This is a genomic window from Streptomyces spiroverticillatus (genome assembly GCA_014650415.1).
Taxonomy (GTDB): domain Bacteria; phylum Actinomycetota; class Actinomycetes; order Streptomycetales; family Streptomycetaceae; genus Streptomyces; species Streptomyces spiroverticillatus.
Map to the genome: position 1 here is coordinate 380,357 of BMUX01000003.1, position 12,822 is coordinate 393,178.

12 protein-coding genes are annotated in these 12,822 nt (G+C 73.1%); 11 read left to right on the forward strand and 1 reads right to left on the reverse strand.

Annotated elements, in window-relative coordinates; genetic code table 11:
- Positions 1 to 118: 118 nt before the first annotated feature.
- The 3 genes from IE269_RS09870 to IE269_RS09880 all read left to right on the forward strand — a co-directional run bounded on the left by IE269_RS09870 (position 119) and on the right by IE269_RS09880 (position 4,410).
- The gene (locus tag IE269_RS09870; RefSeq protein ID WP_189822442.1) at positions 119 to 346 is read left to right on the forward strand and encodes a DUF6458 family protein; all 228 of its coding nucleotides are present in this window, start codon (positions 119 to 121) and stop codon (positions 344 to 346) included.
- A gap of 175 nt (positions 347 to 521) precedes the next feature.
- A complete protein-coding gene (locus tag IE269_RS09875) occupies positions 522 to 3,620 on the forward strand; it encodes an AfsR/SARP family transcriptional regulator (RefSeq protein WP_189822443.1) in 3,099 nt (1,032 codons plus the stop codon).
- 154 nt (positions 3,621 to 3,774) lie between these two features.
- Positions 3,775 to 4,410: a DUF4232 domain-containing protein gene (locus IE269_RS09880; RefSeq protein ID WP_189822444.1), complete on the forward strand. Its 636-nt coding sequence runs from the start codon at positions 3,775 to 3,777 to the stop codon at positions 4,408 to 4,410.
- Positions 4,411 to 4,423: 13 nt separating this feature from the next.
- Here the strand turns inward: IE269_RS09880 and IE269_RS09885 are convergent, their stop codons facing one another.
- Positions 4,424 to 6,229: an NHL domain-containing thioredoxin family protein gene (locus IE269_RS09885; protein WP_189822445.1), complete on the reverse strand. Its 1,806-nt coding sequence runs from the start codon at positions 6,227 to 6,229 to the stop codon at positions 4,424 to 4,426.
- Positions 6,230 to 6,352: 123 nt separating this feature from the next.
- On the opposite strand from IE269_RS09885, the gene IE269_RS09890 reads away from it, so the two are divergent.
- From IE269_RS09890 to IE269_RS09925, 8 genes are all read left to right on the forward strand, one after another.
- Positions 6,353 to 6,886, forward strand: coding sequence for a toxin-antitoxin system HicB family antitoxin (locus tag IE269_RS09890; RefSeq protein ID WP_189822446.1), 534 nt, complete (start codon positions 6,353 to 6,355; stop codon positions 6,884 to 6,886).
- 98 nt (positions 6,887 to 6,984) lie between these two features.
- On the forward strand, positions 6,985 to 7,863 hold the full coding sequence (locus IE269_RS09895; RefSeq protein ID WP_189822447.1) for a DUF4097 family beta strand repeat-containing protein: 879 nt from the start codon (positions 6,985 to 6,987) through the stop codon (positions 7,861 to 7,863).
- Positions 7,864 to 7,973: 110 nt separating this feature from the next.
- Positions 7,974 to 8,462: a GNAT family N-acetyltransferase gene (locus IE269_RS09900; protein ID WP_229897522.1), complete on the forward strand. Its 489-nt coding sequence runs from the start codon at positions 7,974 to 7,976 to the stop codon at positions 8,460 to 8,462.
- Between the two features lie 179 nt (positions 8,463 to 8,641).
- The gene (locus tag IE269_RS09905; RefSeq protein ID WP_189822448.1) at positions 8,642 to 9,136 is read left to right on the forward strand and encodes a GNAT family N-acetyltransferase; all 495 of its coding nucleotides are present in this window, start codon (positions 8,642 to 8,644) and stop codon (positions 9,134 to 9,136) included.
- A 31-nt stretch (positions 9,137 to 9,167) separates the two neighbouring features.
- Positions 9,168 to 9,662, forward strand: a complete 495-nt coding sequence (locus IE269_RS09910; RefSeq protein ID WP_189822449.1) for an LURP-one-related/scramblase family protein — start codon at positions 9,168 to 9,170, stop codon at positions 9,660 to 9,662.
- 142 nt (positions 9,663 to 9,804) lie between these two features.
- On the forward strand, positions 9,805 to 10,752 hold the full coding sequence (locus tag IE269_RS09915; protein WP_189822450.1) for a hypothetical protein: 948 nt from the start codon (positions 9,805 to 9,807) through the stop codon (positions 10,750 to 10,752).
- The gene (locus IE269_RS09920) at positions 10,749 to 11,861 is read left to right on the forward strand and encodes a hypothetical protein (protein WP_189822451.1); all 1,113 of its coding nucleotides are present in this window, start codon (positions 10,749 to 10,751) and stop codon (positions 11,859 to 11,861) included. The genes IE269_RS09915 and IE269_RS09920 overlap by 4 nt, the downstream gene beginning before the upstream one ends.
- A gap of 31 nt (positions 11,862 to 11,892) precedes the next feature.
- The gene (locus IE269_RS09925; RefSeq protein WP_189822452.1) at positions 11,893 to 12,822 is read left to right on the forward strand and encodes a hypothetical protein; all 930 of its coding nucleotides are present in this window, start codon (positions 11,893 to 11,895) and stop codon (positions 12,820 to 12,822) included.

A 12,822-nucleotide genomic window follows, 5' to 3' on the forward strand; every position in this document is an offset into this window, starting at 1 on the left:
TGCGCGCATGGCTGTTCCGGGCCCGGGTACTCGCACCCGTACAACGAGACCGGTGCGAAAACCGGTCTCAACCGGACCCGGAACGGTCGCAAGCAATCGCACTCGGAGGCGAACTGACATGGGACTGGGCGGCTGCATCGTCCTCGTCGCGGTGGGGGCCATCCTGACCTTCGCCACGGACTGGGAGCTCGAAAGCGTCAACCTCGACCTGGTCGGAATCATCATGATGCTGGTCGGCGTCGTCGGGATCGTGGTCTTCACCAGCGTCCTGAAGCGGCGTCGCGGCGTCGGCGGTCCGCCCGCGGGCGGCGGGGTCGTCGAGGAGCGCTACCGCCACTACGAGTAGGCCGCACCTCCACTACCAGTGGGCCACACCTCCACCACGAGTGGCTCGCACCCCACGCCCCCTCTCTGACCGGCGGTTTTGCGCCCCACCGTGCCCGAAGTGCCCCTCCGGCGCGCGGTGGTGGCCCCGGTAGGCTGGCCCTTTGTCCGCTGCCCGCGTCAGGGAGAGGCTCACGGTGGAATTCCGGTTGCTCGGAGCGGTGTCCGTCGCGACCGAGGCCGGTGAACTCCCCCTCGGCCCGGCCAAGCGGCGCAGCGTGCTGGCCGCACTGCTGCTGCGGCCCAACACGGCGGTGCCGGTCGAGCAGCTCATCGACTCCATCTGGGACGAGGCCCCGCCCGCCCACGCCCGTACGGTCGTCCAGGGCCACGTCTCACGGCTGCGGGCGCTCCTGAACGACGGCGAGGCCGCGGCGTACGGCGTCGAGCTCACCACACAGGGCCGGGCGTACGTCCTCCAGATGTCGGAATCCCTCCTGGACGCCTACCGGTTCGAGGAACTGGTGCTGCTGGCCCGCCGCCAACGGCAGGCCGCCGACGCGGTGCTGATGTTCCGCGAGGCGCTCGCCCTGTGGCGCGGGCCCGCACTCACCGGAACGGTCTCCTCCGAACCGCTGCAGGCCGCCGCGCACGCACTGGAGGAGACCCGCCTGGTCACCGTCGAGGACCTCGCGGACGCCTACGGCGAACTCGGCGAACACGGCCGTGCCGCCGCCGTCCTGCGCACCGAGGCCGTCGCCCACCCCATGCGCGAGTCCCTCTCGGCGGCGCTGATGCTCGCCCTGTTCCGGGCGGGCCGCCAGTCCGACGCCCTGGACTGGTACCACCGCACCCGCCGCCTGCTCGCCGACGAGCTCGGCGTCGACCCCGGCCACGCCCTCCAGTCCGCCTACGGCGCCATCCTCCAGGGCGACCCCGTCGATCCCGTCGGCCCTCTCGCCCCGGAACCCTGGACCCCCACCCCGTCGGCCCTCCACCTCCGCCCTCGCGCCGAATCCGCCACCGCCCCGAGCGCTGAGCCCTCCGCCGGCCCGGCCACCGAACCCTCCGCCGGCCCCGCCGCTGAACCCGTCGCCGCCAGCCCCGCCAGCCCCGTCGCCGCCAGCCCGTGGGCGCGGGTTCCGCCAGAGGCGGAACGGGCGGGCACGGGCGGACCGGCCTCGCCGCCGGTCGGCACCCCCACCCCCCGGCCCACCCCGACCCCGGACGCCGGCCCCGACGAGGCCCGGCCCACCCCCGTACCGCCGCAGAAGACCCCGCAGGAAGCCCCACCGGAGGCCCCGCAGTTCCGGCACGCACCACACGCCCCGGCCGCCCCGGCCACACCCCCCGACCTCCTCCCCCGCCACCCCCGCGGCTTCCTCGCCCGCACCCCCACCCTCACCACCCTCACCCGCATCGCCACCGCCGCCGACTCCCCGATCGCCCTCATCACCGGCCCGCCCGGCGTCGGCAAGACCGCCCTCGCCCTGCACTGGGCCCACCACCACCGCGACGACTTCCCCGGCGGCCTGCTCTTCGCCAACCTGCACGGCTTCGACGCGCTCCCCACCCCCGAACCCGCCGACGTCATACGGGAGTTCCTCCTCGCCCTCGGCGTCGGCCGCCGCGCCCTGCCCGAGACCGAGGCCACCGCCGCCGCCCTCTACCGCCGTCTCACCGCCGACGCACGGCTCCTCGTCGTCCTCGACAACGCCGGCAGCTCCGAGCAGATCCGCCCCCTGCTCCCCGCGGGCGACACCTGCGTCACCCTCGTGACCAGCAGGAACCGTCTCGGCGGCCTCATCGCGGGCGACCTGGCCCGGCCCGTTCCGCTCGACGTCCTCGACGCGGAGGACTCCGTCGCCCTCCTCGCCACCGTCCTCGGCGCGGACCGTGTCGCCGCCGAGCCCGACGCCGCCCGCACTCTCGCCGCCCGCTGCGACGGCCTCCCGCTCGCCCTGCGCATCACCGCAGCCCGCCTCGCCACCCTCCCCGACCGCACCCTCGCCCAGCACGCCGCCGAACTCGCCGACGAGCGCAGCCGCCTGAGCCTCCTCGCCGTCGAGGACCGGGGCGTCGAGGCGGAACTGCGGCTCAGCGTGCAGCAGTTGGACGCCCGCACCCAGCGCGTCTTCTGGGGCCTGGGCGCCCACACCGGGCCCACCGTCGACCGGTACGCCGCCGCAGCCCTCGCCGACGTCTCCGTCGCCGAGGCCGCCGCCGCCCTCGACCAGCTCGCCGCCGCCCACCTCGTCCAGGAGCACGGCCGCCCCGGCGGCGGCCGGTACGCCCTGCACGACCTGGTGCGCCTCTTCGCCCGCTCCACCGCCGACACCGCGAGCGCCCTGCCCCGCCTCCTCGACTACTACGTGTGCGCCGAGCTGGCCGCGAACGCCGTCGCCGAACCGGGCAGCCGCCCCTGCTGCACGCTGCCCGAGAACGTGCAGAAGCCCACGGAGACCCCGCACTTCACGCACCGCTCCGAGGTCATCGAGTGGTACGCGGCCGAGCGCGAGGCCCTCGCCGGGGCGCTGACGGCGGCCCGTGCGGCCGGGCTCGACGACCGGGTCTGGCGGCTCGCGATCCTTCAGTGGCCGTACGTCCTGTGGCGCGCCCGGGACGGCTGGACGCCCGTGCTCCAGACCGCGCTGGAGGCCGCCGTCGCCGTGGACGACCCGGAGGGCGAGTCCCGGGTGCGGGCGCTGCTCGGTTGGGTGCTGGTGGAGGAGGAACGCACCGAAGAGGCCCATCCGCACCTGGAGTTGGCCCCGGTGCTGGCCGCCCGCACGAACGACCCGGTGGACGAGGCGATCGGCTGGGTCAACCTCTCGCTGGCCCAGCGCCGGCGCGGCGAACTCGATGCCGCCCGGGCCGGCTGCGTACGCGCCGTGGACCTGGCCCGGCAGGCGTGGGACGTACCGACGGAACGACTGGCACTGCTGTCGCTGGCCGAGCTCTTCCTCTGGGCCGACGATCCGGCCGCCGCCCTGCGGTACGCCGACGAGGGCCTCGCGCTCGGCACGCCCGGCGGCATCGGGCAGGCCCGGGAGCTGCTGCTGCGGACCGTCCGGGGCGAGGCGCTGACCCGGCTCGGGCGGACGGTGGAGGGGGACGACGTGCTGCGGGCGGTGGCGGACGCCGCCGAGCGGGAGGGCTTCCACGAGGGCGCGTGCCGGGCGCTGGCCGTGCTGCGGGCCTCCCACGAGGCGTCCCCCGAGGGCGAGGCGTACGAGGTCAGGTACGTGCGTGCGACGGCCGCACTCGCTGCGGAGACGGGCCGGGACCACCCGTAGAACGCAGGTACGGGAAGCCGGAAGAGTCGCGTTTGCGCAGGTCAGTAGGGGTGCGTACGCGGCCGGCGAGGTACGACAGCGGAACGTTAGCGGTGCGATAACGGGTGCCGTCAGGCTCGTCCCCGAAGGGGACGAGCCCGGGGGGACCTGCACGATGAGCCGACGCGACGACCGACGCGACGACCGCCGTACTCGGAGCCGGGCGTTCCTGGGCGCGGTTGTGGCGCTGGTCCTGGGGGTCGCCGGGTGCGCGGATGTTTCACGTGAAACACCGCCGCACCGGGTGGTCAAGGCGGCTTCGGGGCCCACCGATCCGGCCGCCGTGGAGGGGCTGGACGACTGCGCCACGGACGGGGTGACGTTCCGGGTGGAGGTGCCGAGGTCGCGCCGGGGTGAGCGGGCGGGATTCCGGGTCGCGAAGGTGGTCGTCACCAGCACCGGTGCCCGGCCCTGCCTGCTGGACCGGGCACCGTATGTGCACGTCAGGATCGCCCCGAGCGGCGCGACGATCGCCGTGAACCGCCCGGAGCCGCGCTCCTCGCGCATGGTCCTGAAGCCGGGCAGGGAGGCGGCCGCACCGCTGTACTACACCGTCGTGAGGCCGAAGGACCGCCGCCACCGGCACGACTGCGGGCCCGCCGCCGACGGCACCGCGACGGTCGCCCTGACCGAGGGACCCGTGTCGCGCTCCGCGCCGATCGGCGGACCGGGCGGCAAGGGCCGGGCACGGCTGGTGCTGTGCCCGGACCAGGCGGAGGTCGGGGGGTTCAGGGCGGCGCCGGGGCGCTGAGGACCTGCCCGATTTACGCGTCCAGACCCGCCAGCACCAGCGCCAGGCGGGACTCGCCGCCCTCCGTGACGCGCACCGGAACGCCCCAGTCCTGCTGGTGGACGTGGCAGGACGGGTACTCGTTCGCCGGGTCGTCGTCGCAGGAGGCGGCCATCGCGGAGACGTGCAGCACGCCCTCCGTGACGTCCGGGTTCAGCCGGATCTCGCGGGCCAGGTCGGTGCCCGTGCCATCGCCCTCGGCGATCAGCTCGGGCGGGGTCGCCGAGACCAGCAGACGGGTCGAGGGACCGTACCGGGTGTCCAGCTTCTGGCCGCTCGGCGCCTGGAAGACCACGTCCAGCCGGAGCGTGCCCGGGGCGACTTCGGTCGCGGCCCGCTGCGTACGGTGCGCCACGGCCTCCACCCGTACCGCCTCCTCGGGAAGCCGCAGCCGGGTCAGCCGGTGGCGTGCGGACTCGACGACCACGATGTCCTCCCCGACCAGCACGGCGTCGCTCGGCTCGCGCAGGTCGGTGGCGAGGGTGGCGACCTGGCCGGTCGCGGGCTCGTAGCGGCGCAGTGCGTGGTTGTACGTGTCGCTGAGCGCGACCGAGCCGTCGGGCAGCGCGGTGACGCCCAACGGGTGCTGGAGCAGCGCCTGTCCGGCGTCGCCGTCACGGTGGCCGAAGTCGAAGAGGCCGGTGCCGACGGCCGTGTGCACGACGTCCTCCGTGTCCACCCAGCGCAGGGCGGAGGTCTCGGAGTCGGCCACCCACAGGCGGTCCTCGGTGGCGGCGAGCCCGGACGGCTGGGCGAACCAGGCCTCGGCGACCGGGCCGTCGACCAGGCCCTCGTTGGTGGTCCCGGCGGCGACGCGGACGGTGCCCGCCTCCGGGTCGTACGCCCACAGCTGGTGCACGCCCGCCATGGCGATCCACACCTCGCCGCGCCACCAGGCCACGTCCCACGGGGAGGAGAGCGAGACGTCCAGGGCGGGGCCCGAGGTCGGCTCGCCCTGCCACCACTGCTTTCCGGTGCCCGCGACGACGGCGACCTCGCCGGTGGCCGGGTCGTACGTCGTGAGCCGGTGGTTGACGGTGTCGGCGACGATCACGCGGCCGTCGGGGAGGAGCGCGAGGCCCTGCGGCTCGTTGAAGTCGCCGTCGATCCTGCGCAGCACGCTCTCGCCGTCCGGGGCCAGCTCCACGAGCTGGTCGCGGGTGGTGTCGGAGACCAGGAGGTTGCCGCTGCCGGGGAGCAGGAGGGCCTTGCCGGGGAAGCGGAGGTCGGTGGCGACGGGCTCCGGCTCGACGTACGGGCCGTCGCCCCGGCGCAGCGTGCCCTTGGCCTCGTGCTCGGCCTCCAGCTCGGTGACCAGGCGCTCGATGGCGTGCGCGTGGCCCTCGCCCGCGTGCTGGGCGACGACGTAGCCCTCGGGGTCGATGACGACGAGGGTCGGCCAGGCGCGGACGGCGTACTGCTTCCAGGTGGCCAGTTCGGGGTCGTCGAGGACGGGGTGGTGGACCTGGTAGCGCTCGGTGGCGTCGACGACGGCCTGGTGCTCGGCCTCGTGGACGAACTTCGGCGAGTGCACGCCGATGATCACCGTGGTGTCGCTGTGCCGCTGCTCCAGCTCGCGCAACTCGTCCAGGACGTGCAGGCAGTTGATGCAGCAGAAGGTCCAGAAGTCGAGGATGACGATGCGACCGCGCAGGTCGGCGAGGGTCAGTTCCTTGCCGCCCGTGTTCAGCCAGCCGCCCTTGCCGACGAGCTCGGGGGCGCGTACGCGGGCGCGGGCACGGTGGGGGGCGGGGGTCGCGGCGGCATCAGCGGCAGTCATGGGACAAGGGTGCCACCGCCGCACGAACGCGCGGTCACGGCATCGTGAAGCCCGCGTCCGGACCCGCTCGGCTGAGCCAGGACCGGCCTTGCTGTGGCACCAACGTGAAGCCATCATGGCGTCATGGATCTCTCCCCGTACGTCGACACCCTCCGCCGCGAGCTCGCGGTGGCCGCCGAGGCCGGCGGCGAGGACGCCCGTGTCCTCGCCGAACGGCTCACCGCGCCGCTGGAGTCGGCCGCCCGGCTCGCCCTGCTGAACGTGCTGTCGGACGCCATGGGCGAGGTGACCCGCGAGCTGGCCCCCGGCTCGGTGGACGTACGGCTGCGCGGGCTCGACCCGTCCTTCGTGGTGACCCCGGCGCCGGGCGGGGCGGAGTTCGGCTGGCAGCCCGAGCCGAGTGCGCCCGCCGCGCCCCCGGCCCCGCCGCTGCCCCCGGAGACCGACGACGGCGGCACCGCCCGGATCAACCTCCGGCTGCCCACGCACCTCAAGACCAGGGCCGAGGAGGCGGCGACCCGGGAGGGCCTGTCGCTCAACGCCTGGCTGGTACGGGCCGTGGGCGCGGCGGTGGAACCCGGCGCGGGTGCCTCCCGGAGCCCGCAGGACCCGGGCGCGGGACGCGGACGGCAGAGCTTCACGGGGTGGGTCCGCTAGGGAGTCCTGCCGCAAGGACCATCGCTCCGCACGGACCACCACTCCGTGAGGACCATCGCTCCGCAAGGACCACCGCCGCCCTCACAGACGGGACCGCCATGCCGAAAGCCGGCACCTCCGACCAGCCGCACGTCCACCGCTTCGACACCGCCTCGCCGGTCGCCGCCACCGTGCACGTCGAGGTCGGCACGGTCCGGGTCACCGCGTCCGACCGGGCCGACAGCGTGGTGACGGTACGGCCGAGCGACAGCGCCCACGCCGGCGACGTGAAGGCCGCCGCCCAGACCCGGGTGGAGTGCGCGGACGGTTTCCTGCGGGTGCGCGCGCCCAAGACGCGCAGCCTGTTCGGCAAGTCGCCCTCGCTCGCCGTGGAGGTCGAACTGCCCGCGGGCTCCCGCCTCGAAGGCAAGGGCGCGGTCACCGACTTCGACTGCCGGGGCCCGCTGGCGGAGGTACGGATCAAGACCTCGGTCGGCGACCTGCGCCTCGACCGTGCGGTCTCCGCCGACCTCACCACCTCGCACGGCTCCGTCACCGTCGAGCACGTCGAGGGGGACGCCGATCTCACCACCGGTTCCGGCGAGATCCACGCCGTGCGGATCGGCGGCACCTGCGACGTCAAGAACTCCAACGGCAGCACCCGCATCGACGACGTCACCGGCAGCCTCACCCTGCGCATCGCCAACGGCCGGGTCGTGGTCGGCCGCGCCCACGCCTCCGTCACCTCGCGCACCGCCAACGGCAGCGTCCGCATCGACGAGGTCACCCGCGACAGGACCACCGTGGAGACCTCCGCGGGCAACATCGAGATCGGCATCCGCACGGGCTCGGCGGCCTGGCTGGACGTCACGTCGGGGATGGGCCGGGTCTACACGGACCTGGAGGACTCGTCGGGCCCCGGCGACGCCGAGGAGGCCGTCGAGATCAGGGCGCACACCACGATGGGCAGCATCACGATCCGCCGCGCACCCGCGTAGCGGGCCCGTACAAGACCCGGAAACCCCTTGTCCGGCGCGCTCACCCTCTGCGAAGGTTCGGTCGGCCCCAGCAGGGCCGCTCTCCGTACCGGAACAGCCCAGGAGTCACCTTGCCCGTCATCCCCGACCTGATCACCGAGCGCCTCGACCTCCGTGCCTGGACCCCCGAGGAGATCGACGCGGTGATCGCCGGGAAGCACCTCCCGCACTGGGCGGAGGACTTCCCCTCCGCAGGCGACAAGGCCCTCGCCGGGCTCTTCGAGAAGCACCCCGGCTGGTACGGCGCGTACGGCCACCGGCAGATGATCGAGCGCGCGAGCGGCCAGGTCGTCGGCGCGATAGGCCTGTTCACGCCGCAGCCCGACGGCACGGTCGAGTTCGGCTACGGCGTCGCACCGTCCCACCAGCGCAAGGGATACGCCACCGAGGCGGCCCGCGCGATCGTCGCGCACGCGCTCACCGCGCCGGGCACCGAGGTCGTCTTCGCGAAGGTCTCCCTCGACAACCCGGCCTCCATCCGTGTTCTGGAGAAGGCGGGCCTCACCCCCTGGACCGGCCTGGAGCTGGAGCCGGGCCTGACCGCCTTCCGCACGCCCTGACACGCACGCCCGACAGGCAACCCCGACACGCACCCCTGACGTTTCACGTGAAACACGGCCCGCCGTGCTGCAGCGGTCCGTCATGTTTCACGTGAAACATGACGGACTGCGCCGAACCGGCCCGAACCTGCCGCGAAATAGGGCGAGTTCGAGCCCGCTCTCAGATCTACGCTGCCTTCATGCCCGAACTCCAGCCCCTGCACGCCGATCACGCCTCCGCCGTCCTTGCCTTCGAGCGCGAGAACCGTGCCTTCTTCGCCGCCGCCGTACCGGACCGGGGCGACGCCTACTTCGCCGAGTTCACCGCCCGCCACCAGGCACTCCTGGACGAGCAGGCCACCGGCACGATCGCCTTCCACGTCCTCGTGGACGAGTCGACCGGCGAGATCCTCGGCCGCTTCAACCTGATCGACCTCGCGGACGGCACCGCCGACGTCGGCTACCGACTCGCCGAGAAGGCCACCGGCCGGGGCCTGGCCACCGCCGCCGTCCGCGACCTCTGCACGCTCGCCGCCACCCGCTACGGCCTGCACACCCTCACCGCGGCGACCACCCTCGCCAACACCGCGTCCCACCACGTCCTGACCCGCACGGGCTTCACCCCGACCGGCACCACGACCCTCTCGGGCGAACCGGCCCGGACGTACGCGCTCCGGCTCCCGTCGCACGCGTGAGAGCGGCACCGGGCCGGGTATCCGTCATGGCATGAAATTCCTCGTACGCGACAAACTCTTCGCCATCGGCGACGACTACTGGATCGAGGACGAGAACGGGCGGCACGCCTTCCTCGTTGACGGCAAGGCCCTCCGGCTGCGCGACACCCTGGAGATCAAGGACCCGACCGGCCGGGTGCTGATCACACTCAAGGAGAAGATGCTCAGCTGGCGGGACGCCATGACGCTGGAGCGGGACGGGGAGATGCTCGCGACCGTACGCAAGAAGCGGCTGTCGCTGATCCGCAACCACTACCGGGTCACCCTGAACGAGGGCACCGAGCTGGACGTCAGCGGGCGGGTACTGGACCGCGAGTTCGCCGTGGAGTACGACGGGGAGCTGCTGGCGCACATCTCGAAGAAGTGGTTCCGGATGCGCGAGACGTACGCGGTCAACGTCGTGCGCGAGGACACGGACGCGCCGCTGCTCATCGCCGTCGCCGTGTGCGTGATCCGAATGGCGGAGAAGGAGCGGGACGGGGACTGAGCCAAGGAGCCCCCGGAGAGCCCTGACCTTGCCCTGACCCGAACGGTCATCCACCGAATGCGCGTCACTCGCCGTGGTGACGCTCTTGCGGACAGTGGTCGAAATGTCGACCTGTCGTTCGTACGGAAGGAATTGGGTGGCTATGTCCCCATGGCGCGCCTCGGGCCCCGGCATCGCACTCGCGGCCGGGCTCGGGCTGGTGGCGACGCTCGCCGTCGCCGCACCGGCCCAGTCAGCAGCCCTCCCCATGGCACCGGTCGCGGGCGGGCACGAGCCCGCGACCGGTGACTGGGGCGAGGTCGTGGAGACCAAGGACGGGGTGCAGGCGCACGCCTGGGTCGCCCGCCTCCAGGGCCTCGGCGGTGTGTCCGACGCCCCGGTCCTCGACGCGCACCACCCGGCCCTGCCCGGCCAGCCCGCCGAGCAGAACAGCGGGTACGAGGTGACGCCCCTGGCGACCAAGGACGGCTTCCCGATCGGCCGCGAGTCGGCCGCCTACTCCCGCGCGCTCGGCAACCAGATCGCCGCCTCCACCGGCTTCGACAAGGCGGCGTCCAAGCCAGGCGCCGCGTTCGCCGAGGCAGGCGCGATCTCCATCGACATCGGCGTCCCGTACGTCGGCAGCCCCGGCAGCGGCACCCAGCTCTCCACGGTAGGCATCCACGCGGAGGGCGTCTCGGCCACGGCGACGGCCCTGCCCGGCAAGCCCGTGGACTTCTCCGGCAGCGCCTCGCGCGCGTACTTCTCCGTCCTCGGCGAGAAGACCGTCACCGTCCCCAAGCTGTGGGAGGTGAACTACGGGGTGCGCATCCCGGCCGACTACAGCAGGCCCGTCTTCGCCCTGGCCACGACGAACGAGCAGGTCACCACGGACGTCAAGGGCCGGCCGACGCTGGACGCGGACGAGCAGTACACCTACGACGCGGAAGCCACCAGCGGCTACGCCAACGCCGTCCACCTCAGCATCCTCGGCGCCAACGTCACGGACGTGACGCTCGGCCACGCGGGCGTCCTGCGGGACGCGAAGAAGACCGACGGCCTGTCCAAGACCAAGGCGACGCGGACCGGAGCAGGGGTGAGCGCGCGATGAAGCGACGTACCGTCAGGACCTCCGTGGCCGCCACCGCCGCCTGCTTCGCGCTGTACGGCAACCAGGCAGGCGCCCTCGCCCAGATCCCCGCACACATCGTGCCCGGCATCGACGAGCCCACCGACACCTGGGGCACGGTCGTCGCCGATGTGCCCGGGCAGGCCGACTCCTGGGTGGTCCGCCTCAACGGCATCGCCGCCCTGCCGAACAAGCCGATGCTGGAAGCCCGGTACCCGGCCGTCGAGGGTGCCGGCGAACTCAACACCGCCGGCGAGGACATCGCGGACCTGAACATCGGCCGCGCCCCGTTCGGCAAGTCCTCCACGCACTACGCACGCGCGCTCGGCGAGCAGATCCCCGGCGAGAAGCAGGACTCCCCGGTCGTGAAGTCCGTGGGCTCCGCGTACGCCGACGCGGGCGGCGGTTCCCTCGACGTCCGCGTGCCGCACACCATGCAGGAGTCGGAGGGCGAGAAACCGCCGGTCATCGGGGCGGCCCTGACCGCCTTCCAGGTGTCCGCGCTGGCGAAGGCGGGCAAGCCGGTCGCGCTCACGAGCCGGATCAACGGCGGTGCGCTGTACATCGGGGAGAAGCAGATCGCGGACCTCGGCAAGATCACCGGGGTCAACGAGAAGGTCGTCTTCCCCGGTTCCTCGGAGCGGCTGCCGCTCGCCGTCGCCACCGTCAACGAGATGGTCACCACCGACGAGAAGGGTCAGCCGACGGCCACCCCGGACAAGGCCGCGACCAGCGGTTACGTCAACGCGGTGCACATCAGCATCCTCGGCCCCGAGATCGCGGACATCACCATCGGGCACGCGGCCGTCCTGCGCAAGGCACCCGAGAAGGAGAAGGCGGCGCTGCGGGCGGCGGCCGTCCCGGCCTCGGCGATGCTGCGCGGCGGCACCTTCCCGCCGTTCGGACCGCCGCCCGGCGTGCCGGTCGACGACAAGGGCATCCCCAAGGGCAAGGAGATCGACAACCGCTGGTGGGTCTTCGTGAAGCTCACGGAGGCCTGGGACGCGGTCACAGGCGCGGTGAAAGCGGGCTTCGACTGGATGGTGCACGGCGTGCAGAACGCCTGGAGCTGGGTCACGAGCTGGTTCTGAGCGGGCCGTTTCACGTGAAACATCCCGCCCCGTGTCCTACGCAATGCCCCCTCCCCGCCCCCTTCCCGAAAGGAATGCGCCCCGCCTGAGACCCGGACGCACCACCCAGCTCCTCACCCTCACCGCCGTCGCCGCCCTCGCCCTCACCGGCACCGCCCTCGCGGAGTCCGGAGCGGGCGTCGCCGTACGCGGCGGCACCAACGACAACTGGGGCTCCGTCCTCCAGACCGACGAGACCGTGCAGGCCGACACCTGGTCCGTACGGGCCAAGGGCGAAGCCGGCACCCTCGTCGAGGGCGACACCCGCTCGCACTTCCCCGCCTTCGACGGCGCCCCCACCACGACCGACCAGCGCGGCAAGGCCGTCCAGCTCCAGTACAACGGGCAGCCCATGGGCCTGCTGATCGAGCCGTTCACCGAGACCCGCAAGCTCAAGGGCACCGGCAAGGGCGACAACGGCGGCGACGGTGTGCGCGCTCGGACACTGATCGAGACCATCGACCTCGGCATGCCGTACACCGCACACGACGGGCCCGGCGGCGGCGCGGCCAAGGCCGAACTCGGGCTCAAGCTGGACAAGGTGAAGGTGGTCGCCGAGGCGCTGCCGGGCAAGCCCGTGCACTTCGACACCTCGGTCGGCTCGGGCGCCCTGTACGCCAAGGGCAAGGCCCTGATCACCGTCGACCCGAAGAAGAACCCCCGCAGTTGGGCCCCCAACGCCGGAATCCGCTTCCCGATGGACCCCAAGGTCGCCCCGCGGCTGATCGTGACCGTCAACGAGCAGATCACCACCGACGGCCAGGGCTACCCGACGATGGACGACGACGGTTCGTACCGCTTCGACCCGAAGGCACTCAGCGGATACGCCAACGCCGTCCACCTGACCGTGCTGACGCCCGACATCGCTGACATCACCATCGGCCACGCGGCGGCCCTGCACGCTCCCGGCCCCAACGAGTAG

Excerpts from the sequence above, each read along its gene's own strand:
- IE269_RS09870 (WP_189822442.1), top strand. The coding sequence starts at position 119 with ATGGGACTGGGCGGCTGCATCGTCCTCGTCGCGGTGGGGGCCATCCTG.
- IE269_RS09880 (WP_189822444.1), top strand. The coding sequence starts at position 3,775 with ATGAGCCGACGCGACGACCGACGCGACGACCGCCGTACTCGGAGCCGG.
- IE269_RS09885 (WP_189822445.1), bottom strand. The coding sequence starts at position 6,229 with ATGACTGCCGCTGATGCCGCCGCGACCCCCGCCCCCCACCGTGCCCGC.
- IE269_RS09890 (WP_189822446.1), top strand. The coding sequence starts at position 6,353 with ATGGATCTCTCCCCGTACGTCGACACCCTCCGCCGCGAGCTCGCGGTG.
- IE269_RS09895 (WP_189822447.1), top strand. The coding sequence starts at position 6,985 with ATGCCGAAAGCCGGCACCTCCGACCAGCCGCACGTCCACCGCTTCGAC.
- IE269_RS09905 (WP_189822448.1), top strand. The coding sequence starts at position 8,642 with ATGCCCGAACTCCAGCCCCTGCACGCCGATCACGCCTCCGCCGTCCTT.
- IE269_RS09910 (WP_189822449.1), top strand. The coding sequence starts at position 9,168 with ATGAAATTCCTCGTACGCGACAAACTCTTCGCCATCGGCGACGACTAC.
- IE269_RS09915 (WP_189822450.1), top strand. The coding sequence starts at position 9,805 with ATGTCCCCATGGCGCGCCTCGGGCCCCGGCATCGCACTCGCGGCCGGG.
- IE269_RS09920 (WP_189822451.1), top strand. The coding sequence starts at position 10,749 with ATGAAGCGACGTACCGTCAGGACCTCCGTGGCCGCCACCGCCGCCTGC.